Origin of the sequence: Saccharomonospora marina XMU15 (genome assembly GCF_000244955.1) — a bacterium.
Lineage (GTDB): Bacteria > Actinomycetota > Actinomycetes > Mycobacteriales > Pseudonocardiaceae > Saccharomonospora_A > Saccharomonospora_A marina.
In genome coordinates this window covers 3,297,652-3,322,915 of sequence record NZ_CM001439.1, presented here as the reverse complement: position 1 = coordinate 3,322,915, position 25,264 = coordinate 3,297,652, and the positions used below count along the sequence as shown (strand labels likewise).

Annotated in this window: 28 protein-coding genes; 18 read left to right on the top strand and 10 right to left on the bottom strand. The window is 69.0% G+C overall.

Translation table 11 applies throughout. The features are described 5' to 3' along the window. Positions 1-3: 3 nt before the first annotated feature. From SACMADRAFT_RS15665 to SACMADRAFT_RS15655, 3 genes are read right to left on the bottom strand one after another with little or no spacing between them, the layout of a single operon-like run. Positions 4-2,025 (bottom strand): CocE/NonD family hydrolase, encoded by a 2,022-nt coding sequence (locus SACMADRAFT_RS15665; RefSeq protein WP_009154808.1) that lies wholly within the window; start codon positions 2,023-2,025, stop codon positions 4-6. 26 nt (positions 2,026-2,051) lie between these two features. Continuing rightward, complete coding sequence (locus tag SACMADRAFT_RS15660) at positions 2,052-3,320, bottom strand: ATP-grasp domain-containing protein (protein WP_009154807.1); 1,269 nt, start codon at positions 3,318-3,320, stop codon at positions 2,052-2,054. Positions 3,321-3,377: 57 nt separating this feature from the next. Further along, positions 3,378-4,013 carry an alpha-ketoglutarate-dependent dioxygenase AlkB gene (locus SACMADRAFT_RS15655; RefSeq protein ID WP_009154806.1) on the bottom strand — a complete coding sequence of 212 codons (636 nt, stop codon included), beginning with the start codon at positions 4,011-4,013 and terminating at the stop codon, positions 3,378-3,380. A gap of 136 nt (positions 4,014-4,149) precedes the next feature. Here SACMADRAFT_RS15655 and trxA point away from each other — a divergent pair, with 136 nt between their 5' ends. Both trxA and SACMADRAFT_RS15645 read left to right on the top strand, forming a co-directional pair. Continuing rightward, complete coding sequence (gene trxA / locus SACMADRAFT_RS15650) at positions 4,150-4,509, top strand: thioredoxin (protein WP_009154805.1); 360 nt, start codon at positions 4,150-4,152, stop codon at positions 4,507-4,509. 37 nt (positions 4,510-4,546) lie between these two features. Then, positions 4,547-4,819 carry a metal-sensitive transcriptional regulator gene (locus tag SACMADRAFT_RS15645; protein WP_009154804.1) on the top strand — a complete coding sequence of 91 codons (273 nt, stop codon included), beginning with the start codon at positions 4,547-4,549 and terminating at the stop codon, positions 4,817-4,819. 91 nt (positions 4,820-4,910) lie between these two features. Here SACMADRAFT_RS15645 and SACMADRAFT_RS15640 read toward each other — a convergent pair whose 3' ends face one another. Together SACMADRAFT_RS15640 and SACMADRAFT_RS15635 are read right to left on the bottom strand one after the other, a co-directional pair. Then, positions 4,911-5,189, bottom strand: coding sequence for an SHOCT domain-containing protein (locus tag SACMADRAFT_RS15640; RefSeq protein ID WP_009154803.1), 279 nt, complete (start codon positions 5,187-5,189; stop codon positions 4,911-4,913). A gap of 39 nt (positions 5,190-5,228) precedes the next feature. Further along, a complete protein-coding gene (locus tag SACMADRAFT_RS15635) occupies positions 5,229-5,471 on the bottom strand; it encodes a PLD nuclease N-terminal domain-containing protein (protein WP_009154802.1) in 243 nt (80 codons plus the stop codon). A gap of 139 nt (positions 5,472-5,610) precedes the next feature. Between SACMADRAFT_RS15635 and SACMADRAFT_RS15630 the strand changes: the two genes are divergently transcribed. Next, positions 5,611-7,041, top strand: coding sequence for a DUF4389 domain-containing protein (locus tag SACMADRAFT_RS15630; RefSeq protein WP_009154801.1), 1,431 nt, complete (start codon positions 5,611-5,613; stop codon positions 7,039-7,041). A 55-nt stretch (positions 7,042-7,096) separates the two neighbouring features. Next, a complete protein-coding gene (locus SACMADRAFT_RS15625) occupies positions 7,097-7,366 on the top strand; it encodes a PASTA domain-containing protein (protein WP_040925718.1) in 270 nt (89 codons plus the stop codon). A gap of 33 nt (positions 7,367-7,399) precedes the next feature. On the opposite strand, the gene SACMADRAFT_RS15620 is transcribed toward SACMADRAFT_RS15625, so the two are convergent. The 3 genes from SACMADRAFT_RS15620 to SACMADRAFT_RS15605 all read right to left on the bottom strand — a co-directional run bounded on the left by SACMADRAFT_RS15620 (position 7,400) and on the right by SACMADRAFT_RS15605 (position 9,924). Next, positions 7,400-7,783, bottom strand: a complete 384-nt coding sequence (locus SACMADRAFT_RS15620) for a VOC family protein (protein WP_009154800.1) — start codon at positions 7,781-7,783, stop codon at positions 7,400-7,402. Then, entirely contained in the window at positions 7,780-8,073 is a 294-nt protein-coding gene (locus SACMADRAFT_RS15615) for an ArsR/SmtB family transcription factor (RefSeq protein WP_198286043.1), read from the bottom strand. The genes SACMADRAFT_RS15620 and SACMADRAFT_RS15615 overlap by 4 nt, the downstream gene beginning before the upstream one ends. A 522-nt stretch (positions 8,074-8,595) precedes the next feature. Further along, positions 8,596-9,924 carry an FAD-binding oxidoreductase gene (locus SACMADRAFT_RS15605; protein WP_009154798.1) on the bottom strand — a complete coding sequence of 443 codons (1,329 nt, stop codon included), beginning with the start codon at positions 9,922-9,924 and terminating at the stop codon, positions 8,596-8,598. A gap of 70 nt (positions 9,925-9,994) precedes the next feature. Here SACMADRAFT_RS15605 and SACMADRAFT_RS15600 point away from each other — a divergent pair, with 70 nt between their 5' ends. After that, entirely contained in the window at positions 9,995-10,888 is an 894-nt protein-coding gene (locus SACMADRAFT_RS15600) for a LysR family transcriptional regulator (protein ID WP_040925716.1), read from the top strand. Here the strand turns inward: SACMADRAFT_RS15600 and SACMADRAFT_RS15595 are convergent. Next, the gene (locus SACMADRAFT_RS15595) at positions 10,872-11,660 is read right to left on the bottom strand and encodes a ribosome hibernation promotion factor (protein ID WP_009154796.1); all 789 of its coding nucleotides are present in this window, start codon (positions 11,658-11,660) and stop codon (positions 10,872-10,874) included. The genes SACMADRAFT_RS15600 and SACMADRAFT_RS15595 overlap by 17 nt on opposite strands. Before the next feature lie 172 nt (positions 11,661-11,832). Between SACMADRAFT_RS15595 and SACMADRAFT_RS15590 the strand changes: the two genes are divergently transcribed. Next, a complete protein-coding gene (locus SACMADRAFT_RS15590; RefSeq protein ID WP_009154795.1) occupies positions 11,833-12,087 on the top strand; it encodes a hypothetical protein in 255 nt (84 codons plus the stop codon). 186 nt (positions 12,088-12,273) lie between these two features. Further along, positions 12,274-12,705, top strand: coding sequence for a PPOX class F420-dependent oxidoreductase (locus SACMADRAFT_RS15585; RefSeq protein ID WP_009154794.1), 432 nt, complete (start codon positions 12,274-12,276; stop codon positions 12,703-12,705). A gap of 64 nt (positions 12,706-12,769) precedes the next feature. On the opposite strand, the gene SACMADRAFT_RS15580 is transcribed toward SACMADRAFT_RS15585, so the two are convergent. Further along, complete coding sequence (locus SACMADRAFT_RS15580; protein ID WP_009154793.1) at positions 12,770-13,276, bottom strand: flavodoxin family protein; 507 nt, start codon at positions 13,274-13,276, stop codon at positions 12,770-12,772. A gap of 598 nt (positions 13,277-13,874) precedes the next feature. Here SACMADRAFT_RS15580 and SACMADRAFT_RS15575 point away from each other — a divergent pair. The 11 genes from SACMADRAFT_RS15575 (at position 13,875) to SACMADRAFT_RS15520 (ending at position 25,028) form a co-directional block, all read left to right on the top strand. Continuing rightward, positions 13,875-14,159 (top strand): hypothetical protein, encoded by a 285-nt coding sequence (locus SACMADRAFT_RS15575; protein WP_040926477.1) that lies wholly within the window; start codon positions 13,875-13,877, stop codon positions 14,157-14,159. Between the two features lie 63 nt (positions 14,160-14,222). Next, complete coding sequence (gene fdh / locus SACMADRAFT_RS15565; RefSeq protein WP_085977926.1) at positions 14,223-17,474, top strand: formate dehydrogenase; 3,252 nt, start codon at positions 14,223-14,225, stop codon at positions 17,472-17,474. A gap of 1 nt (position 17,475) precedes the next feature. Beyond that, positions 17,476-18,417 (top strand): 4Fe-4S dicluster domain-containing protein, encoded by a 942-nt coding sequence (locus SACMADRAFT_RS15560; protein ID WP_009154788.1) that lies wholly within the window; start codon positions 17,476-17,478, stop codon positions 18,415-18,417. A gap of 2 nt (positions 18,418-18,419) precedes the next feature. Next, positions 18,420-19,403, top strand: a complete 984-nt coding sequence (gene nrfD, locus SACMADRAFT_RS15555) for an NrfD/PsrC family molybdoenzyme membrane anchor subunit (protein ID WP_009154787.1) — start codon at positions 18,420-18,422, stop codon at positions 19,401-19,403. After that, positions 19,400-20,053, top strand: coding sequence for a cytochrome c oxidase subunit II (locus SACMADRAFT_RS15550; RefSeq protein WP_009154786.1), 654 nt, complete (start codon positions 19,400-19,402; stop codon positions 20,051-20,053). Before nrfD ends, SACMADRAFT_RS15550 begins: the two co-directional genes overlap by 4 nt. Further along, positions 20,050-21,675 carry a cytochrome c oxidase subunit I gene (locus tag SACMADRAFT_RS15545; protein ID WP_009154785.1) on the top strand — a complete coding sequence of 542 codons (1,626 nt, stop codon included), beginning with the start codon at positions 20,050-20,052 and terminating at the stop codon, positions 21,673-21,675. Before SACMADRAFT_RS15550 ends, SACMADRAFT_RS15545 begins: the two co-directional genes overlap by 4 nt. Further along, positions 21,672-22,166 carry a hypothetical protein gene (locus SACMADRAFT_RS15540; protein ID WP_040925715.1) on the top strand — a complete coding sequence of 165 codons (495 nt, stop codon included), beginning with the start codon at positions 21,672-21,674 and terminating at the stop codon, positions 22,164-22,166. The genes SACMADRAFT_RS15545 and SACMADRAFT_RS15540 overlap by 4 nt, the downstream gene beginning before the upstream one ends. After that, positions 22,163-22,627 carry a hypothetical protein gene (locus SACMADRAFT_RS30415; RefSeq protein ID WP_009154784.1) on the top strand — a complete coding sequence of 155 codons (465 nt, stop codon included), beginning with the start codon at positions 22,163-22,165 and terminating at the stop codon, positions 22,625-22,627. The genes SACMADRAFT_RS15540 and SACMADRAFT_RS30415 overlap by 4 nt, the downstream gene beginning before the upstream one ends. Continuing rightward, positions 22,624-24,189 carry a cytochrome bc1 complex cytochrome b subunit gene (qcrB, locus tag SACMADRAFT_RS15530; RefSeq protein WP_009154783.1) on the top strand — a complete coding sequence of 522 codons (1,566 nt, stop codon included), beginning with the start codon at positions 22,624-22,626 and terminating at the stop codon, positions 24,187-24,189. Before SACMADRAFT_RS30415 ends, qcrB begins: the two co-directional genes overlap by 4 nt. After that, complete coding sequence (locus SACMADRAFT_RS15525; RefSeq protein WP_009154782.1) at positions 24,131-24,604, top strand: NUDIX domain-containing protein; 474 nt, start codon at positions 24,131-24,133, stop codon at positions 24,602-24,604. The genes qcrB and SACMADRAFT_RS15525 overlap by 59 nt, the downstream gene beginning before the upstream one ends. Before the next feature lie 97 nt (positions 24,605-24,701). Next, the gene (locus SACMADRAFT_RS15520) at positions 24,702-25,028 is read left to right on the top strand and encodes an LIM domain-containing protein (RefSeq protein WP_009154781.1); all 327 of its coding nucleotides are present in this window, start codon (positions 24,702-24,704) and stop codon (positions 25,026-25,028) included. Positions 25,029-25,264: the final 236 nt, after the last annotated feature.

Here is a 25,264-nt window from a genome sequence, read left to right as displayed (position 1 = left end):
CCGCTACACGTTGTCGCGCGGGATGGTGGTGTACCAGTTGCGCGACAGCACGCGCGTGCTTCCCTCGTAGGCGTCCAGCCGGGCGTGCACCTGGAACTCCGTCGGCGTGCACGACAGCGTCGTGTGCGTGTCGGTGCGCACCTCCCAATCGTCCCTCGTGAACCGCATGGTCCAGTCCACCTGGCCGCATGCGGAGGAGAAGTCGTCACCGACCCACTCGTAGCGCTCGTCGGCGCGACGGTGCACCGTCAGGTCGATGTCGTCGAACCGAAGCACTCCGAGGTCCTTGACCACTTCCAGCGCCGAGCGGTAGTTCACCAGATCCCTGGACACCGTCCAGCGGCCGTCACCCTGTTTCAGCCGCGTGGTGGCCGGAGGCGGCGCGCCCTCGGGCTCGCCGAACGGCTCGCAGCGCTGCTCGTCGGCACGTGAGGGCCGGATCGGCAGCATCACGTCGCTGCCCGGTGTGTAGACACTCAACCGCACCGGCTCCGGTGGTGGCCACGCCAGCGGCCAGTACGACGTGGAGATCGCCAGCCTGATGCGGTGCCCCGCGGGAAACGCCTGCGCCAACCCGTTCAGCGGCACGCTCACGCGGTAGCGTTCGCCCGGAGCCAGCGGCTCCGCGCGGTCGTGGCCGTTTCGGTGGGTGAGGTTGAGCAGGCCGTAGCTGACACGGGTCGCCCTGCCCTCCGGCGACACGTCCGAGAGACGGATCGTGACCATCGCCACCGGCCGGTCGGCGGACAGGTCCAGGTTCACCACCGGAGACCCCAGTATCTCCACGCGCTCGGTGAGGACGTCGCTGTCGAAGACCAGCGAGCCGCCGTCCTCCTCCCGCTGGTCGTAGGGCAGGTCCGGCGGTGCGTTGTAGGAGCACCACTTGCCCGCGAACTGCCCGAGCGACAGCGGGGACTCCAGCGTCAGTACGTCCTTGGTGTCCGGCACGGCGTCGGCGACCATGCGGTTGGGCAGCAGGGTGTAGGTGGTCTGCTCGACGTTCGGGGACGGCCAGTCGGCCTCGCCGATCCAGCGTCCCGGCCGCTTCTCGTACGCGGTGGCGGGCCGCTCGCTCTCCTGCATCCAGATGCGCAGCATCGGTTCGTCCATCACACCGGTGTCCTTGCCCTTGAGCCAGTGGTCCCACCAGCGCACGAGTTCCTGCAGGAACCCGATGGCGGGCCCTGGCTTGCCGATGTGCGGGTACTTGTGCGACCACGGCCCGATCAGCCCCTTGCGCGGCACGTCGAGGTTGGCCAGCAACCGGAACACCGCGTTGGAGTAGCCGTCGGCCCAGCCGCTGACGGCCAGCACCGGGCACTCGATGGCGCCGTAGTCCTCACAGACCGAGCCGTGCCGCCAGTAGTCGTCGCGACGCTGGTGGCGAAGCCACTCGATGAGCCACGGCTCGCAGTTCTCCAGCCGCTTCCGCCACATCCGCCGCCAGCGGTCGCCCACCACGGCGGGGTCGGGCGGGCAGGAGTTGTACGCGAACATCGTCGAGGCCCACGACAGGTTGTCCGAGAGCAGGCAGCCGCCCATGTAGTGCACGTCGTCGGCGTAGCGGTCGTCGCTGGAACTCAGCGTCGCGATCGCGGCGAGGCTGGGTGGCCGCCTCGCCGCGATCTGCAGCGCGTTGAACCCGCCCCACGAGATGCCCATCATGCCGGTTCGGCCGTCGCACCACGGTTGCTCGGCCAGCCACGCCAACACCTCCTCACCGTCGAGGAGTTCCTGCTCCAGGTACTCGTCGGCGAGGATGCCGTCGGAGTCACCGCTGCCGCGCAGGTCCACCCGCACGCTGGCGTAACCGTGGCCCGCGAGATAGGGGTGATGGATCGAGTCGCGCACCGCGGTGAGATCGCGCAGCCGGTAGGGGATGAACTCCAGGATCGCGGGAACCGGGTCGGTGTCGGAGGACACCGGCCGCCAGATCCTTGCGGCCAGGCGGGTCCCGTCCGGCAGCGGGATCCAGACGTGGTGCTCGGTCCGGACCTGGTACGGAAGCGAGGTCACCGTCCGCACGGCCGCCCTCCTGCTGGTCTTTTCGGCTACTCGTCGATCTCGAACGGTAGTGCCTGCACGCACCGTTCGTACTTGTCCGCCAGTTCTTCCTGGCTGTCGGCGCCGATGTGGATGTTGGCGAGCTCGTAGCTGTAGCTGTCCCTCGCGTACTGCTGTGACAGCCGGGCTCCCTCCTCCGTCACGACGTCCACAGTCGTACCGGGTATCCGGTGCTGGACCAGCTCAATCTCTTCCGTTGTGGGAACTCTGCGCACGATCCCGTCGGTGAAGTGCCGCAGGAAATACTTGGCTGCCGTGGCGTAGCGGCCCTGGCGGTGCGGCATCCTCGGGTCCCTGCCCAGCGCGAGGCTGACCATGCAGTGGTGGTTGGCCACCCCGTCGACGTGCTCGAACATCGCGGCGTGCGACTGCGACAGCCGGGGGTTGACCTCCAGTACCCACACCTGCTCGGTGTCGGTGTCGACGAAGAACTCGATGTCGAACGTGGTCGACCGCAGCCCCACCCGCTTGACGATGCGCTTGGACAGTTCGCTGACGCGCTCCAGCAGGTGCGGCGGCAGTGTCGAGGGATACTGGTAGCGCAGGAAACTGGAGCTGTCCGGGTAACAGACCGAGTCGACGACGCCGTAGACGTGCGGTTCGTGGTGGTACCGGTAGCCCTCGACGGTCACCTGCGCCCCCGAGACGGCCTCCTCGACGACGCACGACTGCGCGCCCGCCTCGGCGATGTGCGGCGGTGGCGTCACGCGCTCCAGCACCGCGTCGAACGGGCCGCCGACGCTGCCGATCTCCTCCCTGATCTCGGCGAGCGCGTCGGCCAGCGCCTTCTCGTCGTCCACTTTGAACGCCAACTTCGAGGAGGCCGACTTCACCGGCTTGACCCATACCGGATAGCTCAGCCCCGGCGGCAGCTTCGGCTCGCCGTACGGGTCGAGCAGACCGAACCGGGGGTACTCGTCGATGACCTCGCTCTGCTCCAGCCTGCTCCAGTACTTGTGCTCGCACTTGACGATCGATTCCAGGCTGGAGTGCGGCAGGCCGTACCGCTCGCACAGCACCGGCGCCAGCGAGGTGACGGGGAAGTCCCAGTAGCCGGTGATCGCGTCGATCGAGCCGTCGAAGGACTCCAGTCGCTGTTCGGCGCGCTCGAGCGAGCCGACGTAGTCGGCGAAGCCGATCCGCAGTTCCTCGACATCGAGCAGGGCATGGAACCGGTAGTCCTCGGCGCCGGGAAGGTGGCGCAACAGTCGCAGGTTCGCCTCGTCGAGTCCGAGGATGAAGATATTGTCGGGCACAGCTACCTCCGCGGCGACGTCCTGCTCGCAGGGTGTCCCGTGACCTGGGCCGTAAACTCAGCGCACGCCTCGCGGCCGGAACTGGACGCTGATGCGCGGCCCGGCGGGTTTGCTGGTCTTGGGCACGCTGTGTTCCCAGGTTCGCTGGCAGGAGCCGCCCATCACGAGCAGGTCCCCGTGGCCGAGCGCGTACCGTACCGTTGCGCCTCCCGCGCGTGGCCGCAGCAGCAGCGGGCGGGCGGCGCCCACCGAGAGAATCGCCACGATGGTGTCGTGCGTGCTGCCTCGGCCGATGGTGTCGCCGTGCCAGGCCACGCTGTCGCGGCCGTCGCGGTAGTAGCACAGGCCGGTGGTCCGCAGCGGTTCGCCGAGTTGCGGGGCGTAGTGCCTGTTCAGCGCGGCTTTGGCCGCTTCGAGGGTCGGGTCGGGCAGCGGGTCGTCCTCGCCGTAGAAGCACAGCAGGCGCGGCACGTCCACCGTGCGGTCGTACATCCGCCTGCGCTCGGCGTGCCAGGGCACCCGCGTGGCCAGGCGCTGGAACAACCCGTCCGCACCGGCGAGCCAGCCGGGCAGCACGTCGATCCAGGCGCCTGCACCGAGCGTGGTACGGCGGGTACCGTCGAGCGGCAGGAACGGTTCCTCCCGACCCGGATCGCCTTCGTCGAACAGCGAACCCTGAAGTGCCAGGTCCATGAGGCCGAGCCTACCCCGAATCGAACTGCTGTTCTAGTCGCGGCTGAAGCCCCGGCGCCGGATTCCGGTGGGGAATGTTCCGGTGAACCCCCGTGTTTGCATACCCGTACGGGTATTCCTACGGAGGTAAGTAGTCATGGCGACCGTCGAGTTGACGAGCGAGAACTTCAAGGACGTTGTCAGCAACCCCGGCATCGTCCTCATCGACTTCTGGGCGGCCTGGTGCGGGCCGTGCCGCATGTTCGCCCCCGTGTTCGAGCAGGCGTCGCAGGAGCACACCGACATCGTGTTCGGCAAGGTGGACACCGAGGCGCAGGTGGAACTCGCGCAGACTTTCGGCATCTCCTCGATTCCCACGCTGATGGCCGTCCGTGACGGCGTCGTGCTCTACGCCGAGCCGGGCGCGCTGCCCGCCGCCGCGCTGGAGCAGCTCATCGGTAAGGTGCGTGAGGTCGACATGGAGGAAGTTCGCCGGGAGATCGCCAACGCCAGTTGACAGGTACCCTATGGGGTAAGTGCGACGGAGGTGTGGCGTGGAACTCAGCGAAGACGTGATGTCGGATGTGGTCAAGCGGTTACGCAGAGCCCAGGGCCAGGTCGGCGGCCTGATCCAGATGATAGAGGACGGCCGGGACTGCAAGGACGTGGTCACCCAGCTCGCCGCGGTCTCGCGGGCGCTGGACCGGGCCGGATTCAAGATCATCGCCAGCGGCCTGGAGCAGTGCCTGCAAAACGGTGAAGAGGGATCTCCCCAGCTGGAGGCCGACCGCGCCGAGCTGGAGAAACTCTTCCTGTCGCTGGCCTGACAGCCGAGCGAGCCAGACACGGCGGCGCGCCGGGTACCAACGGGTACCCGGCGCGCCGCCATGTTGTCGTCGTCACCGCACGCGGGCGGTGTCAGCCCCGCAGTCTGCTGCGCCTGCGCTCGTACTCCTCCTCGTCGATCTCACCACGCGCGTAGCGCTCGTCGAGGATGCGCAGGGCGCTGCCGTAACCGTCACGACCGTCACGGCCCTCGCCGCCCTCGCCGCCGCGTGAACCGCCGTGCCCGGCGAACCGGCGCACCAGGATCACAACGACGGTGATCACTCCTCCCCACAGCAGAACCATCGACAGCAACATCAGCAGGCCGCCGACCCAGCCCCCGTCCCAGTAGCCATGGTCCCAGTACGGCACGGCCGCTCCCTTCTTCGAACCCGTTCCCGGCCGACCGGATCAGTCGAACGGGACAAGGCCCCCGCGCCTGCCGAATGCGAAGTAGGCGATGGGGCCGAGGAAATTGATCGCGATCACGAAGGCCCACACGCGGCGCGAGCCACGTACCTCCGCGTCGGTCCTGCGAGCGAGATCGACCCACGCGATCGCCGCGAGTGTGAACTGCACCAACGAGCCCGCCACGACGGCTCGCTGCCTGGAGCGGCTCAGGTCCCGCCACCGGATCTTCTTGCTGCCTCGCATGAGGGCCACCGTGTCAGGTGATGTCGGCGAGCACACAGGGCCGGAAGACTCCAAGCGCGGGGACGTTCGCTTCTCCCGCCGTGACGAGCGTGTCACCGATAGTCCGGATGAGTAATCAGTCGGGAAGGGGGCCTTCCACATGGCTACCACAGCGGCCTACCCGGTGCGGGTCGAGGCGTCGCTCGATGCACCACTGTCCCGCGGTCTGTGGCTGGTCAAGTGGCTGCTGGCGATCCCGCACTACTTCCTGCTCGCGCTGCTGTGGCCCGCGTTCTTCGTGCTCACCGTGGTGGCGTTCGTGGCGATCCTGATCACCGGTCGCTACCCGAGAGCGATCTTCGATTTCAACGTGGGCGTGCTGCGGTGGTCCTGGCGCGTGCACTACTACGCATACGCGGCACTGGGCACCGACCGGTATCCACCATTCACGCTCGCCGATGTGCCGGACTATCCCGCCAGACTCGACATTCCTTATCCGCAACAGCTGTCCCGGGGACTGGCGCTGGTCAAGTGGTGGCTGCTGGCCATCCCGCACTACATCATCGTCGGCGTGTTCGCCGGTGGCGGTATCTGGCTGTTCACCGACATCGACAACGACAGGTTCGGATGGGGTGAGAACGGCTTCTCCTGGGGAGCGGGCGGCCTGATCGGGGTGCTGGTGCTGATCGCGGGGATCGTGCTGCTGTTCACCGGGCGCTACCCCCGGCCCATCTTCGACTTCGTGCTCGGCATGGACAGGTGGGTGATCCGGGTCGCGGCCTACGCGACGCTGATGACCGACGAGTACCCGCCGTTTCGGCTGGACATGGGCGGGCACGACCCGGCGGGGGAGATCGAAGGGGGCACGGTCAGGCCGACCCCGGCCGCACCCCAGCACGGCTGGACAACCGGCAGGGTGGTGTCGGTCGTGGTGGGTGCTGTGCTCGCGCTGGGCGCGATGGGCCTGATCACCGGTGGCGCGTCGTTGCTGTGGCTGGACCGTGCCGAACGCGATGCCGACGGCTACGTCACCGTTTCCGAGACCTACAGCACGGGCGGCTACGCGATCGCCAGCGACACCATCGAGTTGCGCGGTACACCCGCCGACTGGGAGGCCGCCTCGGGCTTCCTCGGCGATGTCCGCGTCAGTGCGGAGTCGGTCAACGGGCGCCCCGTGTTCGTGGGTATCGCGCCGTCGCGCGAGGTCGCCGACTACCTCGCGGGTACCGAGTACGCGGTGGTGCAAGACGCGGGCTCGGGCGAAGACCTGGCACTCCGAAATGGAGGGCCGCTGCCGGCCCCGCCCACGCAGCAGGACTTCTGGACCACACAGTCCGCGGGACCGGGAACCCAATCGATCTCCTGGCCCGCTGCCAGCGGTGACTGGACCGTGGTGGTGGCCAACGCCGACGGTTCCGCCGGGGTCAACGTCCGAGCGCAGGCGGGAGCGACTGTTCCGTCGCTGCTGTGGATCGGCATCGGTGTGCTCGTCGGTGGAATCCTGCTGTTCGCGCTCGGCGCGGTGCTGGTGGGCGTCGCGGCGGCGTACCGCGCGGCACACTCCCCGCCGCCGACGGCCGACGTCAGTTGAGGGCCGGAAACTTCGCAGGGTCGGTCCGGGGCGCCCGAGGCCGTACAATCACCCTATGCGAGGACCTCGACCGGTTACCGAGGTGCCGGACGTCGTCGGGCTCGGCGCCGAGGACGCCTGTGACATCGTGCGCAGAGCCGGGCTGACCCCGGTCGGGCCGGACGGCGCGGTCGCACCCGCGAGCGGAGTCGTCACCGCCCAGCGCCCGGTGGGTACAGCGGGCGCCGAGGAAGGGGCCGAGGTGGTCCTGTGGACACACCCCGGCCGGGACGCCTCGGTCGGCGCCGCCTCGCCCAGTCCCGTGGAATCCGCGACGCCGGTCTGATCCACACGGCCGGGTGCCCGATGTGGCACGCTGCTACTGCGCGGCGAGTTGGATCAGATTGCCGCACGTGTCGTCGAACACCGCCGTTGTCACCGGCCCCATCCGCAGTGGTTCCTGGGTGAACCTCACCCCGAGGTCGGTCAGCCTGCGGAACTCGGCCGCGACGTCGTCCACCGCGAACGAGGCGAACGGGATTCCGTCGGCGACGAGCGCGTCCTTGAACGGCCGCACCGCGGGGTGGCTGTCGGGTTCCAGCAGCAGTTCGGGGCCTTCCGGCTGCTGCGGCGAGGTGACCGTCAGCCAGCGGGCTTCGCCGAGCGGGACGTCCTCCTTCTTCTCGAATCCGAGCACCTCGGTGTAGAACTGCAGGGCCTTGGCCTGGTCGTCCACGAAGACGCTGGTGATGTAGACCTTCAACGCTGGTTCCCTTCGTTGTCGTTCACCGGCCAGCGGCTGGTGATGGCACGCAGCGGCGATGTGTCGAGCCAGTGGAACTTGTACCGCCCCTCGCGCCGGGCGACGACCAGGCCCGCCTCTTCGAGAACGCCCAGGTGTTGCGAGATCGCCTGGCGTGAGGAGTCCAGCCCGTGCTTGCTCGTCAGCCGGGCACACAGCTCGAACAGCGTCTGCCCGTCGCGTTCCTGTAGTTCGTCCAGGATGTGTCGCCTGGTCGGGTCCGCGAGTGCCTTGAACACGTCGCTCACCAGCCCGACAATACGCAAGCCTTCACTTGCATGTCAACCGGGCCGCCACTGTGGACAGCGAACCGGTTCGCGAGCGTGCCGGTGTGCTCACGCGGCAGGCTCGCGGTAGGTGTGTACGACGGCACCGCTGTCGTGGGCGCCGAGCGGACGAGGTCGTAGCGTTCGGCCGCGAAACCGGTTCCGTCGGACAGCCCGAGGCCGCCGCCTGCTGCCGCCGGGCCCAACCGGACGACCGGTTCATCGATCCCGCCGCGTGCGGGCTCACGTTCCTCGGCCGCAAGCCCACGCGACGCTGCGGGAGACCTCGACGCGAACATCCATGGCCGAAGGGCAGGCGGTCCGCCCGGCGACGGGCCCGACGACGTGTCGGGTACTACGCGATGACGGGGCCTGATCCTTGCGCACCTGACGCTGCCTGACGTGCTGCGAGACACCGATCTCCACCGGCTCGTCGCCGCTTCGTGCACCGGTGGCTGCCCCACGCCTGACTCGTGCGTGCCGCCGGGCGCTGTCCACGCACCGGCATCACCCGGGCTCGATGTTGCTGTGAAAGCGGAACAGGTTGCTCGGATCGTGCAGCGCCTTGAGTTTCCGTAGCCGCTGGTAGGTCACCGCGTCGAAACGCTCCCGTGCGCAGGCCACCGGCCCGTAGGCGAAGTTCACCGATCGCCCGAGTGTCGCGGCCGCCAGCGCGGCGAAAACCTTGTCCTGCACCGCCCGCGAGTCCGGGGACTCACCCGAGATGTCCACACCGGACAGAACCAGCACCTGGTATGCGGCGCCGCGGTGGCTGACCGCACTCGGCCGCGCGGGGCGGGCCAGCGCGCCACCGAGGTGGCGCACGTCCACGACGCAGTCGCTGCCAGGCCCGGCGTGCTCCAGCAGCGAGCCGATAGCTGCGGGGCCCAGCTCGCGCAGCAGCACGTTGTCGCCGAAGTAGGCGTGTGGTCGGTCCGGCTCGCCGTAGACCGAACCCGACTCCGCGAAAGGCAACTCCCGCAGCGTGTCGGCGATCGGTTGCCCCAGCTCGCGAAACGGCGCCACCAACCGCTCGCCCTCCGCGCGGTCGCCGAGGTAGGCCACCCGAAGCTGGGTGATGTGCCTGCCACGTAGCGGAGGCGGCAGCGACGGGAGGTCCGGCATCGGGATCATGGCCACCGATGTGGTGAGCTCCTCCGGCGCCAACGCGGTCGAGTCCCGGAAGGCGTTCAAGACGTCGGCGGCGAGCGCGCTGTCGAAGGTCAGCGCGCCCCCGTAGAGCCGGGTCTGCGGGACGAGACCGATCTCGAGGGAGGTGACGACACCGAAGTTGGCTCCCGCGCCGCGCAACGCCCAGAACAGGTCGGGCTCGGTGTCCGGCGTGACGCGCAGCAGGCGGGCGTCCGGGGTCACCAGCCGCAGTTCCTTGACGTGGTCGGCGGCGTAGCCGTAACGGCGACCGAGGGGGCCGAGCCCGCCGCCCAGCGTGTAACCGACGGCACCCACGCCGGGAAACGACCCGCTCAGTGGTGCGAGGCCGTGCGCGGCGGCCTGCTGGAGCACCGTTGCCCAGCGAGCGCCCGCGCCGATGCGGGCGGTCCGCGTGACCGGATCGACGTGCACCGCATCCAGGTCTTTCGTGCTCACGAGCACGTCGCCGTCGGCAGGTACGCCGACACCGTGACCGGTGGCCTGCACCGCCACGCCCGATCCGTGCCGTGCCGCGTAGTCGACCGCCGCGCGGACGTCCTCGGCGTCGGCCGCGCGGACGAGCAGGGCGGGGCGGTGGACGAAGCCGGTTTGAAAGCCCCGGCGCTCGGCGTCGTAGCCGGGCTCGCCGGGCTGGTACTGGGAACCTCGAGTCCGCAATGGCATGACCCCAGCCTGCGAGCGATTACTCCATAACGGCAACAGCTAGTTGTGCTCGCTTCTATAATTGATGGTTATGGAACTTCGGCAGCTGCGGTACTTCGTCACGGTCGCCGAGGAGGCGAGCTTCACCAGGGCGGCGGCGAAGCTGCACGTCGCACAGCCCGGGATCAGCTCGCAGATTCAGCGGTTGGAGCGTGAACTGGGCCAGCCACTCCTGGAACGCTCGGCCAGGTCGGTGCGACTGACGCAGGTGGGCGAGGCGGTGTTGCCCCACGCCCGAGCCGCGCTCGCGGCCGAGGAGGGTGCGAGGTCCGCGGTGGGGGAACTCACCGGCCTGCTGCGGGGGCGGGTCGCACTGGGAGCGATCCCGTCGTGCGCGGTGTTCGACCTGCCCGGTCTGCTGGCAGGGTTCCACGATCGCCACCGAGCGGTCGAGATCACGCTGTCGGAGTCGCGTTCGGACGTGCTCTTCGCGGGCCTGCGCTCCGGTGAGCTGGATGTCGCCGTGGCCGCCTACTCGGGAACCGAGCCGCCACCGGGTATCGAGGCGCGGGTACTGGCCGACGAGCCGCTCGTCGCCGCCGTCGCCACCACCGACCCGCTCGCCGCCTTCGATGCCGTGGCGCTTGCGGACCTGCGCGACCGCGCGTTCATCACCCTGCCACCCGGCCCCGGCATCCGATCCGCACTCGACGAGGGCTGTGCCGCGGCGGGGTTTCGACCCCGGATCGCGTTCGAAGCGAGCGACCCCGCCATGCTGGCCGAACTGGCCAGGCGGGGGCTCGGTGTGGCGCTGTTGCCGGAGTCGGCCATCGGCGAGCGACCGGGTGAGCTGCACGGGCTGGAACTCACCCGGCCCCGCCTGCGCGGCTGTGTCTCGCTGGTGTGGCGATCCGGCGGCCCGGGTGGACCCGCCGCCAGGGCCTTCCTGCGCTACGCCGTGGACACGCTCACTCCGGGGGAGTGATCAGACCGTAGTGGCCGTCGTAGCGGTGGTAGATCACCTGGCCCCTGCCTCGGTCGGCGTCGGAGTAGAACAGGAACGGCATCCCTGAAAGGTCGAGCCGTTCGATCGCCTCGGCGAGGTTGAGCCTCGGTGCGGAGTGCTCGCTGACGCTGACGTCCACCTCGCCGGTCTCGATGTGCCTGGGCCGCGGGTGCACCTGAGCCAGCCGGTAGCCATCGGGGGTGCGGTAGAGCACGCTGTCCTCTCCGCTGCCGCGTTCGGTGAACAAGTGGAAGTCGTAGTCCATCAGGTCCATCTCGATCGCCGCCTCGTCGACGGGCAGCTTCGCCAGCGTGAAGGCCTTGTGCCGCACCACTTCCCGCTCCTCGTCCGGGCGAGGGAAGAACGGCGGCCGCCGGCTGGGCTCCTCGCCGTGCCGCCAGCTACCGGGCCTGGGCTGCCTGCCTTTGATCGCCTGCCAGTTACGCGCGGACTTCTCCAACTGCCTGCGCAACCGTTGTGCGAGCCGGTCGATCGCCTCGTGCGCCGTCTCGGCCTCGACCTGAGCCCTGATCAACCTTCCCCGCAGGTCGAGGTTGGCCTGCGCGACAACCTTGCGGCGCACGGACGGGTCCTCGTGCTTGGTCAGCCGCACGCTCGCGTCCAGGATCGGCTCGGGCGCGTACTTGAACACCGAGCTGACCTTCTCCTCGGCATAGGTTTCCGCGCCGGGCAGGTGGCCGTGCACGCGGACACGCACGGTCTCCGGGACGGCTGGGCTACGTCGGTTCATCGCTCGCCTTCCTTTCGTTCCCGACCAGCGTCTCGCCGTGCCCCCGTGCCGACACAGGGCCGGAGGTCCCTGCCGGGACGGGCCCTCCGACAGGCGCGGTTGCGGCGCGAGCGTTCGTAACGTCAATGCCGACAAGTCGCCGACCGATCAGGCCGACCCCAGGAGGAACACAGTGAACGTCGCGCAGCCGAACAAGTGGCAGCGGCACCGTGCCGCCCGAGCCATGGCGCACTACGCCTCGGACGCGGCCGAACTGGCCGAGTTCCTCGAGATGGCCGGGCTCACCGCCGAGGAAGGCAAGTTCGTGCCGGAGGACGAGCCGGAGCCCGAGCACGAACTGCCGGCAGCCCGCAGCGAAGAGCCGAAGGTGCCGCCGGGGGAACTGCGCAGGCTTGCCAACGTGCTGCTGGCCTCCTACGGGCGCTGAGCGCGAACCGGCCGGACCACAAGCGGCCTACCCGCGAGTCCCCCGTTCTCGCCCGCGAGTCCTGCGTTCCTGTCCGCGAGTCCTGCGTTCGGGTGTGCACGACTCGCCGTTCTCGGCGTCGCCGCGCGGACGGCTAGGCTGGAGTGACCGAACAGCCCGGCGAACGCGAACAACTGGGGAGTGCCGATGACCGCCGCATCCTTCGATCCCCGTGCCCTGCTCGCAGACAGCAAGCTCGGCGTTCTCGCGACGATCAAGGCGAGTGGCCTGCCGCAGTTGTCTCCGGTCACGCCCTATTACGACCGGAATGGCGAGGTCATCTACGTGTCGATGATCGAGGGCCGTGCGAAGACGACCAATCTGCGTAGGGACCCCCGTGCCGCGCTGGAGGTCACCAGCGCCGACGGCTGGGCGTGGGCCACGGCAGAGGGCCCGGTGACGCTCACCGGGCCCGGAACCGACCCGTACGGCCCCGAGGTCGAGGCACTGGTGCGCTACTACCGCCTGGCGGCGGGTGAGCACCCGGACTGGGACGAGTACCGCTCGGTGATGGTCTCCGACCGGCGGGTGCTCATGATGATGACGGTCGCGCACGTGTACGGCGACCGGCTGCGCTGAACCCACCGGCACCCACCGGCCTGAACGCAGGACTCGCGGGCAGGAGCGCAGGACTCGCGGGGGTTCAGCCGTGGCGCACACCGGCGAGTTGGTCGGCCCAGCCGCGGGCCCGTTCGATCTCGCCTTCAGTGAGAGGGCCGAGGCTGCCGTCGACGTAGAAGTTCTGCGGCCTGGTGACCAGGTGACAGCCCAGCTTGCGTAGCCGCTTGGCCGCCGCCCTCGCGGCGGAGCCCGGCAGCCAAGGCTTGCTCAGCTTGGTGTCGAACGCGGCCGCGGCCAGGTCGGGGGTGACGGACAACCGCTCCAGCCACTCGCGCATACCGAACTTGCGCGACACCAACGGCTCGCTGCCCTGCTTCGCCGCGTCCTGCCGGGTGGACTCCCGGCTCATCCCGAAGGCGTGTGTCGGTCCGCCCACCACGAGCAGGTCGACATCCTGCCCGATCACCTCGGGGGCGTCACCCACCTCGATGACGTCGGTGTCCATGTGCTCGGACAACTCGGTCGCCACCGCCCTGGCGACGCTGCGGGTGTTGCCGTACATCGACTCGTACACGACCAGTGCGCGCATGCTGCCTTCCCTCCACTAGACCGAGGTGTCGAGGTCGAGGTGTCGCCGGTGACATGCCCGGACACCTTCACTCTCGACCGTGTCGCGGCGTGAACCGTGCGGGCAGGGGCACAAGGCCGTTTCCGGCCGGGACCTTCGGCGCCGGTCCCGGTCGTCGCTCCTCCCGCCGGTTACCCGCCGCTCAGCTGGTGGGCGTGACGGTTCGAATCACGCCACCCCGCGGGCCGAGCGGCCGGAGCACAGCGCTGGCGGGGCACACCTGCCCGGCCGGGGCGGGCTGCAAGGCGTGCCGCCGCAGCGGCACGGGCACGTTCCCGTTCCCTGCACGGCAGGCATGCGATGACGGTGCCGATCACCTCGCCTGCCGGGTCCACCAGCGACGCGACTCGCGCCGTACGGTATCCGCACTCCCCGCACACGATCGCCGGGACGTCGGAGTGGAATCTGATGGTCGTGTCGCCGGATGTCGACGTCACAGCACATCGACCTCCTCACTGTGTGTGAACGAGACGGTCGCCGGGTACCCAGGCACCGCAACGGCACACGAAGTATGCGAAAAGACTTCCAGTTCCGCCGTTGGAGTGAGAAGGGGATGGCAATGCCGACAAAAGCGCAGGTAAAGGCATTACTGTCAGCAGGTTCCGACTACCGCGAGGCCGGGAGGCAGCTCGGCATTTCACCCGGTCTGGTGTACCTGATCGCCACGGGGTTACCTGCGGACGGTAGCGATGTACCCAGTCCGGAGGAACGGCGCGAGCGGGGCCTGTTGCCGAGCAGCCAGGAACTGTCCAACCCGGCGCCGGAGAACCCCACCGCGCGCGACACCGTCCGCAGGTGGGTCGCCGAGCGCGTACGGGCGGACAGCCAACCGCAGCGGGTTTGATCTTTACCGCTAACGGGTAGCACCGCGCAGACGCCACGGCGAAGAACGATCTCGGGAGGCGCGATGGGTGTCCGGCAATGGATCGAGGACTGGCCGGTCTACCGGCAACTGCGAGATGGTGATCCCAGCGGGCGCGGCGCCGCCGCCAAGAGCCGTCACAGCGACAACCTCACCTCCCGTACCAGCACCGCCGACAAGGTCACCAAGTCGGTGTGCCCGTACTGCGCCGTCGGCTGCGGACAGAACGTCTACGTCTCCAACGGCGAGGTCACCCAGATCGAGGGCGACCCGGACTCGCCGATCAGTCGCGGCCGGTTGTGTCCCAAGGGCGCGGCGAGCCTGCAACTGACCACCGGTTCCGCGCGCAGGCACAAGGTGCTGTACCGCGCTCCACACGCGACACGGTGGCAGGAGTTGGAACTGGATACGGCGATGGACATGATCGCCGACCGGGTACTCGCCGCGCGGGACCACGGCTGGCAGGACGAGGTGGACGGTGCGGCAGTGCAGCGCACTCTCGGCTTCGCCAGCCTCGGCGGGGCAACCCTCGACAACGAGGAGAACTACCTCATCAAGAAGTTGTTCACCGCGTTGGGGGCTATCCAGATCGAGAACCAGGCCCGTATTTGACACTCCTCCACGGTTCCCAGTTTGGGAACCTCGTTCGGTCGCGGCGGTGCCACGACGTTTCAGCAGGACCTGGCCAACTCCGACTGCATCGTGATCCAGGGCTCCAACATGGCCGAGTGCCATCCGGTGGGCTTCCAGTGGGTGATGGAGGCCAAGGCGCGCGGGGCCAAGCTGATCCACGTCGACCCCAGGTTCACCAGGACCAGCGCGCTGGCGGACATACACGTGCCGCTGCGGGCGGGCACCGACATCGCCTTCCTCGGCGGCATCGTCAACTACGTGCTGGCCAACGACAAGTACTTCCGTGACTACGTCGTCGCCTACACCAACGCGGCGATGATCGTCAACGAGGAGTTCGCCGACACCGAGGACCTCGCCGGGGTGTTCTCCGGGCTGGACCGTGAAGGCCGGGAGTACGACGTCCAGACGTGGCAGTACCAGGGCGCCGAGGTGCAGGCCGCCTCCGGCAAGCGCGACCAGCAGTACTCGGAGCGTACGAAGAAGTCCGGGGTGCGCCACGCCGCGCGTGGCGAGGCACACGGCTCCGGTGGCGCCGAGATCGGCGCGGAACCGGACACCGACGAGACGCTGCAGCACCCGCGCTGCGTGTTCCAGATCCTCAAGCGGCACTTCTCGCGCTACACCCCGGAGGCCGTCGAACGGATCTGCGGTGTGCCGCAGGAGAAATTCCTGCAGGTGTGCCAGCTGCTGGCGGAGAACTCCGGGCGGGACCGCACCAGCGCGTTCGCCTACGCGGTGGGCTGGACGCAGCACACCGTCGGCGTGCAGTACATCCGCACGGCGGCGATCCTGCAGGCGTTGCTCGGTAACATCGGCAGGCCTGGCGGCGGCATCCTGGCGTTGCGCGGGCACGCCTCGATCCAGGGCTCCACCGACATCCCGACGCTGTTCAACCTGCTGCCGGGCTACATCCCCATGCCCCATGCCCACAGCGGCGAGGACCTCGACACGTTCGTGCGGGCGGAGAGCGCGCACAAGGGCTACTGGGGCAACATGCGGTCCTACCTGGTGAGCCTGCTCAAGGCGTGGTGGGGTCCGGCGGCCCGGTCGGAGAACGACTTCGCGTTCTCCTACCTGCCGAGGCTGACCGGCACCCACAGCACCTACGAGACCGTGCAGGCACAACTGAACGGGACCTGCAAGGGCTACTTCCTGATGGGGGAGAACCCCGCGGTGGGTTCGGCCAACGCCAAGGCGCAGCGGATGGGGATGGCGCACCTGGACTGGCTGGTGGTGCGCGACTTCTCGCTGACGGAGAGCGCCACGTGGTGGCAGGACGGGCCCGAGATCGAGACGGGGGAGCTGAACACCGAGGACATCGGCACCGAGGTGTTCTTCCTGCCCGCCGCCGCTCACACCGAGAAGGACGGCAGCTTCACCAACACCCAGCGCCTGCTGCAGTGGCATCACCAGGCGGTGGAACCCGCGGGCGACGCCCGCAGCGAGCTGTGGTTCACCTACCACCTCGGTCGCAAGATCAGGGAGAAGCTCGCGGGCTCCGGCCGTGACCGCGACCGGCCGATCCTCGACCTGACGTGGGATTACCCGACCAAGGGTTCGCAGCAGGAGCCGGAGGCGGAGGCGGTGCTTGCCGAGATCAGCGGCTGGAACTCCGACGCCGAACCGCTCAGCACCTACGAGCAGCTGGCCGACGACGGCTCGACCGCCTGCGGCTGCTGGATCTACTGCGGCGTCTACGCCGACGGAGTCAACCAGGCGGCACGCCGCAAGCCCGCGGCCGAACAGAGCTGGGTCGCCGGGGAGTGGGCGTGGGCCTGGCCGCTGAACCGGCGCATCATCTACAACCGCGCCTCGGCCGATCCCGACGGGAAGCCGTGGAGCGAGCGCAAGAAATACGTGTGGTGGGACGCCGAGCAGGGCAAGTGGACCGGCTACGACGTTCCCGACTTCAAGGCGACCAAGCCGCCCGACTTCGTTCCGGAGGAGGGCAGCACGGGACCGGACGCGCTCGCGGGCACCGACGCGTTCATCATGCAGGCCGACGGCAAGGCATGGTTGTTCGCGCCCGCAGGGCTGACCGACGGTCCGCTGCCGACGCACTACGAGCCGCACGAGTCGCCGTTCGAGAACTACCTGTATCCGCAACAGCGCAACCCGGTTCGCGAGGTGCTGCGCAACGAGTACAACCGCTACCAACCCAGTGCGGGCCAGTCGGGTTGGGACGTCTTCCCGTTCGTGGCCACCACCTACCGGCTCACCGAGCACCACACCGCGGGCGGCATGTCACGGTGGCAGCCCTACCTTTCGGAGCTGCAGCCGGAGATGTTCTGCGAGGTGTCGCCCGAGCTGGCCGCCGAACGCGGTCTGGACCACCTCGGCTGGGCGACGATCGTCACGGCGCGAAACGCCATCGAGGCCAGGGTGCTGGTGACCGACCGGATGACCCCGCTGAAGGTCGGTGGCCGCACGCTGCACCAGGTCGGCCTGCCCTACCACTGGGGTGGCAACGGAGTCAGCACCGGCGACGCGGCCAACGAGCTGGCCTCCATGGCGCTGGACCCCAACGTGCACATCCAGGAGGTGAAGGCGCTGGCCTGCGACATCAGACCGGGCAGGAGGCCGCACGGGCCGCAGCGCGTCGAGCTGGTGCGCGAGTACCAGCGGCGGGCAGGCATCACCGACGAGACCGGCACCGAGGTGTGACATGACGACCGCGACCGACCCGGCTGGCGAGGCCGGCTACGCCGACCACCCGCCGAGGATGGGATTCTTCACCGACACCACCGTGTGCATCGGGTGCAAGGCATGCGAGGTCGCCTGCAAGGAATGGAACGCCGTGCCCGAGGACGGCATGGAGTTGACGGGGATGTCCTACGACAACACCGTCGGGCTCGGCGCCGACACCTGGCGGCACGTGGCCTTCATCGAGCAGCGTAAACCGCTCGCCGCGCAGGACCCGGGCATGTACCACGACACCGACGTGCTCGCGATGGCCCAACGCGGCTCGGGCAGTGCGCCGCCGGACGCCGCGATGACACCCACCACATCCGGCGCGGCCGGGGGCGGCGACGGCGACTTCCGCTGGTTGATGGCCTCCGACGTGTGCAAGCACTGCACCCACGCGGCATGCCTCGACGTGTGCCCGACCGGATCGCTGTTCCGCACCGAGTTCGGCACGGTCGTGGTGCAGGAGGACATCTGCAACGGCTGCGGCTACTGCATCCCGGCCTGCCCGTACGGGGTCATCGACCAACGCAAGGACGACGGCAGGGCGTGGAAGTGCACGCTGTGCTACGACCGGCTCGGCAACGGGCTCGAGCCCGCCTGCGCCAAGGCCTGCCCCACCGACTCGATCCAGTTCGGACCGCTCGACGAGTTGCGCGACCGCGCGGCGCAGCGGGTGCAGCGACTGCATGAGGCCGGGGTGACCGACGCCAGGCTCTACGGCGAGAACCCCGACGACGGCGTTGGTGGCGACGGCGCGTTCTTCCTGCTGCTGGACGAGCCGGAGGTCTACGGCTTCCCGCCCGATCCGGTTGTGACGACCAAGGATCTGCCCGCCATGTGGCGGCACGTCGCCACGGCGGCCGCGACGCTGGCCGCGGGCGCGGCGGCAGCCTTCCTCGGCGCGGCGAAAGGACGGTGACGATGAGCTCGCAGCAGCAGGCCCGGCCGGGCCGGGAGGCGATGACCGGCGTGGCCACCGGACGTCGCAGGCGGAGGCGCGGGGAGCAGCCGGTGGTGCCGGAGCCCGAGTTCACCTCCTACTACGGCAAGCCGGTGATCAACGGACCGGTGTGGAAGTCGCCCGACATCCCCGGCTACCTGTTCCTCGGCGGGCTCGCTGGAGCTTCGTCGCTGCTCGCCGCGGGCTCGCAGCTGCGGGGCGACACCCGGGTGGCGACCGCGGCCAAGACCGGCGCGCTCGGCGCCGTCGCGCTGTCGGTGGGGGCGCTGGTGCACGACCTCGGCAGACCGGGGCGGTTCGTGAACATGCTGCGGGTGTTCAAGCCGACCTCACCGATGAACCTGGGTTCGTGGCTGCTGGCGGGCTACGGCCCGCTGGCGGGTGTCTCGGCGGCTTCGGCGGTGACGGGTCGGCTGCCGAAGCTGGGGGCCGCGGCGACGGCGGGCGCGGCGCTGCTGGGCCCCGCGGTCGCCTCCTACACCGCCGCGCTTGTCGGTGACACGGCGGTGCCGGCCTGGCACGACGGCCACCGGGAGCTGCCCTACGTGTTCACCGGTTCGGCGGCGGTCGCCGCGAGCGGTCTGGGGTTGCTGGTCGATGGTGAAACGGCGAGTACGCCCGCCCGCAACCTTGCGTTGTTCGGCACCGGGCTCGAGCTCGGCGCCGCCAGGCTGATGGAGCGGCGGCTGGGGATGGTGGCCGAGCCCTACCGCTCGGGCAGGTCGGGCAAGCTGCTGAAAGCTGGTGAACTGCTCGCCGTGGCGGGAACCGCAGGGGGGTTCCTTTCACGACGGAGCAGGTTGGGCAGAGCGCTGTCGGGAGCGGGGCTGCTCGTGGCGTCCGCGCTGACCAAGTGGGGCGTCTTCGAGGCGGGGATCGTTTCGGCGGACGATCCGAAGTACACGGTCGTTCCGCAACGGCAGCGGCTGCGGGAGGGTTCGTGAGCTTCCTCGAGGTTTTCCAGCGGACCCTGTCGTGGGAGGCCGTCGTGGCCTCGGTGGTGTTCGGCCTGATAGCGCTCACGTTGCTCGGCACGCTAGCGGTGTCGAGGCGGCGCTCGCCCGACCGCAGGCGCAAGGACAGCCGCCCGGTGGTGGAGGGGGTCTACGCGCTGCTGCTGGCGGGAACGGCAGGGGTGATCGTCTACGTGACCGCCTCGGCGCATCAGGAGGTGCGCACCGGCGAGACCGGCTACCACGTGAGCAACCGGCCGGGGGCGATCAGGGTGGATGTCACGGCGTTCCAGTGGTGCTGGCAGTTCGACTACGCCGACACCGGCAGGTCCGTCACCGGAACCTGCCGCGAAGGCGACGAGGGATTGCCGACGCTGGTGGTGCCGACAGGCAGGCCGGTGGAGCTCAAGCTCACCTCCAGCGACGTGGTGCACGCGCTGTGGATTCCCGACCTGGCCGTGAAGCTGGACGCCTATCCCGACCACACCAACACCTTGACGATGGAGTTCGACCGGGAGGGTCGCTGGCTTGGGCGCTGCGCGGAGTTCTGCGGTGAGCACCACCCGGCCATGCACTTCAACGTGCGCGCCGTGTCACCCCAGGAGTATCAGCAGTGGCTGCAGCAGGGATCGGCCGTATGACCGCCGAGCTCGACACGGTCACCGGGCAGGCGCCGTCTCCTTCGCCGTCGCGGTCATGGGTCGCGACGACCGACCACAAGCGGATCGCGCTGCTCACCATCGGCACCGCCTTGCTGCTGATGTTCGGGATGGGGGCGCTGGCGCTGGTGATGCGCGCTCAACTCGCCCAGCCGGAACTGGGCTTGCTGAGCAACGACCTGTACAACCAGCTGTTCACCATCCACGGCTCGGGAATGATCTATCTGGTGATCACGCCACTCGCCGTGGCGTTCGGGTTGTACCTGGTGCCGTTGCAGGTGGGCGCGCCCGCCGTGGCGGCGCCACGGCTGACGATGCTGGGCTACTGGCTGTACGCGGGTGGCGCCGTGACGATCCTCGCCGGGTTCGTCACCACCGGCGGCGCCGCCAAGGAAGGCTGGACCGCCTACACCCCGCTGTCCACCGCACGCTTCTCCCCGGGATTCGGCACCGACCTGTGGCTGCTGGGCACGTTCGCCGCGACGGTGGGAACGATGCTCATGGCGGCCACCGTGCTGTGGACGGTGTTGCTGAAACGCACTCCCGGCATGACGATGCTGCGCATCCCGGTGTTCAGCTGGTCGATGGTGGCGACGAACCTGATGGTGCTCGCCGCCTTCCCTTCGCTGCTGATCGCCCTGGGAATGATCGCGGTCGGCAGGACCGCCTCGGAGTTGTTCACCCAGAACGTGTTCAACATCGGCTACCAGCACCTGTTCTGGTTCTACGGGCACCCCGTGGTCTACGTGATGTTCTTCCCGTTCGTCGGCGCGGTCGCCGAGGTGCTGTCGACGTTCGCGGGCCGCAGGTTCTTCGGCTACAAGGCCACGGTGCTGTCACTGCTGGCGTTCGCGGCGCTGTCGATGAGCGTGTGGGGCCACCACATGTTCACCACGGGCCAGGTCGCCGACAACTACTACTCGCTGACCTCGATCATGCTGCTCGTTCCGGCCGGTATCGAGTACCTGGCGATGCTCGGCACGATCATCGGGGCGAAGCTGCGGCTGGGCGTGCCGATGCTGTTCGCGCTGGCGTTCATCCCGCAGTTCCTCGTCGGCGGGCTCACCGGGATCATGGTGGGCACCCCGGTGGTGGACTACCAGATGCAGGACAGCTACTTCGTGGTCGCCCACTTCCACTACACCCTGGTGGCGGGCAGCCTGTTCGGGCTGTTCGCCGGGTTCTACTTCTGGTTCCCCAAGGCCACCGGCGTGCTGCTGGGCAAGGGACTGGGCCACGCGCACTTCTGGCTCATGGTGGCGGGCACCAACGTCACCTTCCTGCCGATGTTTTGGCTCGGTGTGGCCGGGATGCCCCGCAGGGTCGCCACCTACCTGCCCACCGACGGCTTCGGTAGCGGCAACCTCATCGCCACCATCGGCTCCGGGCTGCTGGGGCTGGGCATGCTGGCGTTCGCGCTGAACATCGTGCTCTCGCTCGCCCGCCGCAAGCGAGTCGCGTCGGACAACCCCTGGCGTGCACACACTCTGGAGTGGGCGACGTCCTCGCCGCCGCCTCCGCACAACTTCGACGCCGACCACCCGATCCCGCCCATCCGCAGCTTCACCCCGCTGCTGGACCTGCGCAAGGAAGGCACGCGGTGAAGGCGGTACTGGTGGTCTTCGGCTGGGCGGCGCTGAACGCGGTGCTGGTGCTGGTGATGCTGCCCTACGGTGAGAACGCGCTGTTCATCGGCATGTACGGCGCCGGTGTCGCCGTCATCACGCTGTTCGGCGTCGTGGTGTGGCTGGTGGCGCGCACCGTGGGCTGGACGAGCCGTGGCGTGCGGCTGGCCACCGCCAGCCTTTCGTCGGGCTTCGTAGCGCTGGCCGTGATTCTGATCGGCCTGTCCTTCGTCTACGGGTACTGGTTCGCGGTGTTCGCGGGGCTGCCGCTGATCGCGGCCGCCTACCGGCTGTCGAAGGAGCGCCTGCCACTGGGGACGAGCCCTGCCGCCACCACGGTGCCCACGCTGCCCGCCGAGCGCACCAGGGCGTCGCCTGCGCTGACCCGGCCGGTGAAGGCGGTCGCCTCGGTGTTCGCCGCGGTCACCGCCGCGCGCTCGCTGCGATCGTCGAGGAGGCAACGGCGGTGACCGGGCAGGTGGTGCACATGGCGGCGATGGGCCTGCTGGTGTCGGTGCTGGCTCCGCTGATCGTGCTCGCCGGGCGGCGCACCGTGGCGTGGCACCGGGTGCCCGCGCCCGCGCTGCCCACCCTCGTCGGCTTCGTGCTGCTGCACGGCGCGATCACGGTGTTCCTCGAGCAGCGACAGGTTTCGGCGCTCGCGGAGGCCGGGCTGCACCTGCTGCTGCTCGCGGGCGCGGTGGTGTTCTGGTTGCCGGTGCTGGAACCCGGGAACGGGTGCAGCGACGCGGGCCGCAGCGTCTACCTGTTCCTTGCCGGGCCTTCGCTGGACCTCGCCGCCGTCTACCTCGTGCTCAAAGGCGACTCGGCGGGTGGGATCGCCATGATCGTCGCGATGCTGCCTGTCGGGTTCGCCGCTGTCGGCGTGACGTGGCGCTGGATCAGCAGGGAGGAGCAGCGGACACCATGAGCACAGCGGAACGGGCCGGTAGGGCCACGCGCGCCATGGGGGCCATGGACACCCGGTTCCACCTGGCCAAGGCGCTGCGGCCCCGGCTGAACAAGGTGTTTCCCGAGCATTTCACCTTCCTGTTCGGTGAGCTGGCGCTGTACAGCTTCGTGGTGCTGGTGGTGTCGGGCACCTACCTGGCGTTGTTCTTCGATCCGTCGCTGACCGAGACCACCTACCGGGGCTCCTACACGTTCCTGCAGGGGCTGGAGTTCTCCCGCGCCTACGCGACGTCGCTGGACATCTCGTTCGAGGTCAGGGGCGGCTTGCTGGTGCGGCAGGTGCACCACTGGGCCGCGCTGATATTCGTGGCCGCGATCGTGACCCACATGGGGCGCATCTTCTTCACCGGCGCCTACCGAAAGCCCAGGGAGCTGAACTGGCTGATCGGCGTGTTCCTGCTCGCGCTGGCCATCCTGGAGGGCTTCCTCGGTTACTCGATGCCCGACGATCTGCTGTCCGGCCAGGGGGTACGCATCGCATCGGGGATCGTGCTGAGCATTCCGCTGGTGGGGACGTGGCTGCACTGGATGATGTTCGGGGGCGAGTTTCCCGGCGACATCTTCGTGCCGCGGTTCTTCACGTTGCATGTCTTCCTGATCCCGGGGCTGATCCTCGCGCTGGTAGCCGTTCATCTGGCGTCGGTGTGGTACCAGGAGCACACCCAGTTCCCCGGCAGGAGGAAGCGCGAGAGCAATGCGGTCGGCACCCGGACGGTGCCCGCGTTCGCGATGAAGAGCACCGGCCTCGCAACCGGTGTGACCGCGATCATGGTGCTGCTCGGCGGGTTCTTCCAGATCAACCCGGTCTTCAACTACGGACCGTATCTCGCCTCGCACAGTTCGCTCAACGCCCAGCCCGACTGGTACCTGATCTTCGTCGAGGGCGCGCTGCGGCTGTTTCCCTCCTGGCGGATCACGGTGGGTGGCCACTCGATCGCAGCGGCGTTCTGGCCTGCCGTTGTGCTGCCCGCCACGTTGTTCCTGCTGCTCGCGGCGTATCCGTTCCTGGAACGCAGGTTCACCAAGGACTACCGCAAGCATCACCTGCTGCAGCGGCCGAGGGACGCGCCGGTGCGCACCGCAACGGGCACGATGGCGCTGACCTTCTTCATGGTGCTGATGGTCGCGGGCTCCGACGACGTCATCGCGTTCCTGTTCAAGATCCCGATCGAGGGGTTCGTGTGGGCGCTTCGCATGGCGCTGTTCGCGCTGCCGCCGCTGGCCTTCCTGATCGCCTACCGGTCGTGCCTGCGGCTGCAGCGGTTCGACACCGACGTGCTCGAGCGAGGTGTGCACGCGGGTGTGGTGCAGCGCAGCGCCGACGGCTACTACGTTGAGGTCAGGCAGCGGCTGGCGCCCGACGCCGACGACGGCGCGCCCCGTCGCCCGCGCTACCAGGGCAGCAGGCTTCCCACCCTGCCGGGTGACCTGAACACCCGTCCCGAGGAGGACAGTTCCGAAGGTGGCGACCAACCGCGGCAAACGCAGCGCCGGGATACTGCTGTACCGCACGAGCGGTGAACGGCCGGAGGTGCTGCTCGGCCACATGGGTGGACCGTTCTGGGCGCGCCGCGACGCCGGTGCCTGGTCGGTGCCCAAGGGGGAGTACGACGACACCGAGGAGCCACTGGCCGCGGCCCGGCGGGAGTTCCGCGAGGAACTCGGTCTTCCCGTGCCGGGAGGGCGGCCGATGGACCTGGGGGAGGTCCGGCAGGGCAGCGGCAAGCTGGTGAGGGTGTGGGCAGTGGAGGGCGACCTCGACCCCGCTGCCGTGGTGCCGGGCACGTTCGAGCTGGAGTGGCCGAAGGGCTCGGGCCGGGTCCGGTCGTTTCCGGAGGTCGACCGGGTCGGCTGGTTCGGGTTCGACGTCGCGGGAGACAAGATCGTGGCCGCGCAACGCCCGTTTCTCCATCAGCTACGGCGAATGTTGGACTGAGCGTTCACACCGCAAGTCCTGCATTGGTCCATTCGGGTGTACTAGACCTATTCCTTTGTCACTGTTTGCATGCCACCCATCAGGGTATGCCCGGACTATGAGCACGGTGCCGGAAGCGATGGTGACAGCGACAGGCCCGGTACGTGTCCAGGTGGAGCCGACCCGACATATCGCGCTGGCGGACGGTACCCAGGTGCGGGTGCTCGCTTCGTATCCGGTGCGGCCGGAAGCCGATCTCTTCAGCATCGAGGCGCCCATCGAGTTTCGTTGCGCCACCTGCTGCGACCCGTGCGAGGCGACGCTGGTGGCCGTTCGCGACGAGTGGTTGGTCTGCCCGGGCTGCTACGCGTCGACCGAACGCATTTCGGACATACCGCCCACAGGCTCGACCGTGACAGGTTCGGACAGGGCGACGGCCGCGTGAATTGGGGGCTTTCGACCCTGCTGTCCGGCGGGCCCTGCCAGCCACATTGGAGACGTTCGCCCGCCAGTTCCGCGGTCAGGACGGGCGAACGTGACGGGGTCCGGCCGCGGGAGGGGCACTCGCCGGGCGCGGGGAAAGTATCCGGCGGGTCCCAGCGTGCGGGCAGCCGGTGCGCGCGAACCGGCTGCCCGCACTGGTAACCCCGGTGACGTGGAGGCCAACCCCGAAACGGGCCG

Bases quoted from the DNA above. Each gene is read 5' to 3' on its own strand.
- qcrB (WP_009154783.1), top strand. From the start codon at position 22,624: ATGAGCACAGCGGAACGGGCCGGTAGGGCCACGCGCGCCATGGGGGCC.
- SACMADRAFT_RS15585 (WP_009154794.1), top strand. From the start codon at position 12,274: ATGACCGCCGCATCCTTCGATCCCCGTGCCCTGCTCGCAGACAGCAAG.
- SACMADRAFT_RS15560 (WP_009154788.1), top strand. From the start codon at position 17,476: ATGACGACCGCGACCGACCCGGCTGGCGAGGCCGGCTACGCCGACCAC.
- SACMADRAFT_RS15595 (WP_009154796.1), bottom strand. From the start codon at position 11,660: ATGAACCGACGTAGCCCAGCCGTCCCGGAGACCGTGCGTGTCCGCGTG.
- SACMADRAFT_RS15545 (WP_009154785.1), top strand. From the start codon at position 20,050: ATGACCGCCGAGCTCGACACGGTCACCGGGCAGGCGCCGTCTCCTTCG.
- SACMADRAFT_RS15600 (WP_040925716.1), top strand. From the start codon at position 9,995: ATGGAACTTCGGCAGCTGCGGTACTTCGTCACGGTCGCCGAGGAGGCG.
- SACMADRAFT_RS15630 (WP_009154801.1), top strand. From the start codon at position 5,611: ATGGCTACCACAGCGGCCTACCCGGTGCGGGTCGAGGCGTCGCTCGAT.
- SACMADRAFT_RS15655 (WP_009154806.1), bottom strand. From the start codon at position 4,013: ATGGACCTGGCACTTCAGGGTTCGCTGTTCGACGAAGGCGATCCGGGT.
- SACMADRAFT_RS15625 (WP_040925718.1), top strand. From the start codon at position 7,097: ATGCGAGGACCTCGACCGGTTACCGAGGTGCCGGACGTCGTCGGGCTC.
- trxA (WP_009154805.1), top strand. From the start codon at position 4,150: ATGGCGACCGTCGAGTTGACGAGCGAGAACTTCAAGGACGTTGTCAGC.
- SACMADRAFT_RS15580 (WP_009154793.1), bottom strand. From the start codon at position 13,276: ATGCGCGCACTGGTCGTGTACGAGTCGATGTACGGCAACACCCGCAGC.
- nrfD (WP_009154787.1), top strand. From the start codon at position 18,420: ATGAGCTCGCAGCAGCAGGCCCGGCCGGGCCGGGAGGCGATGACCGGC.
- SACMADRAFT_RS15520 (WP_009154781.1), top strand. From the start codon at position 24,702: ATGAGCACGGTGCCGGAAGCGATGGTGACAGCGACAGGCCCGGTACGT.
- SACMADRAFT_RS15605 (WP_009154798.1), bottom strand. From the start codon at position 9,924: ATGCCATTGCGGACTCGAGGTTCCCAGTACCAGCCCGGCGAGCCCGGC.
- SACMADRAFT_RS15635 (WP_009154802.1), bottom strand. From the start codon at position 5,471: ATGCGAGGCAGCAAGAAGATCCGGTGGCGGGACCTGAGCCGCTCCAGG.
- SACMADRAFT_RS15575 (WP_040926477.1), top strand. From the start codon at position 13,875: ATGCCGACAAAAGCGCAGGTAAAGGCATTACTGTCAGCAGGTTCCGAC.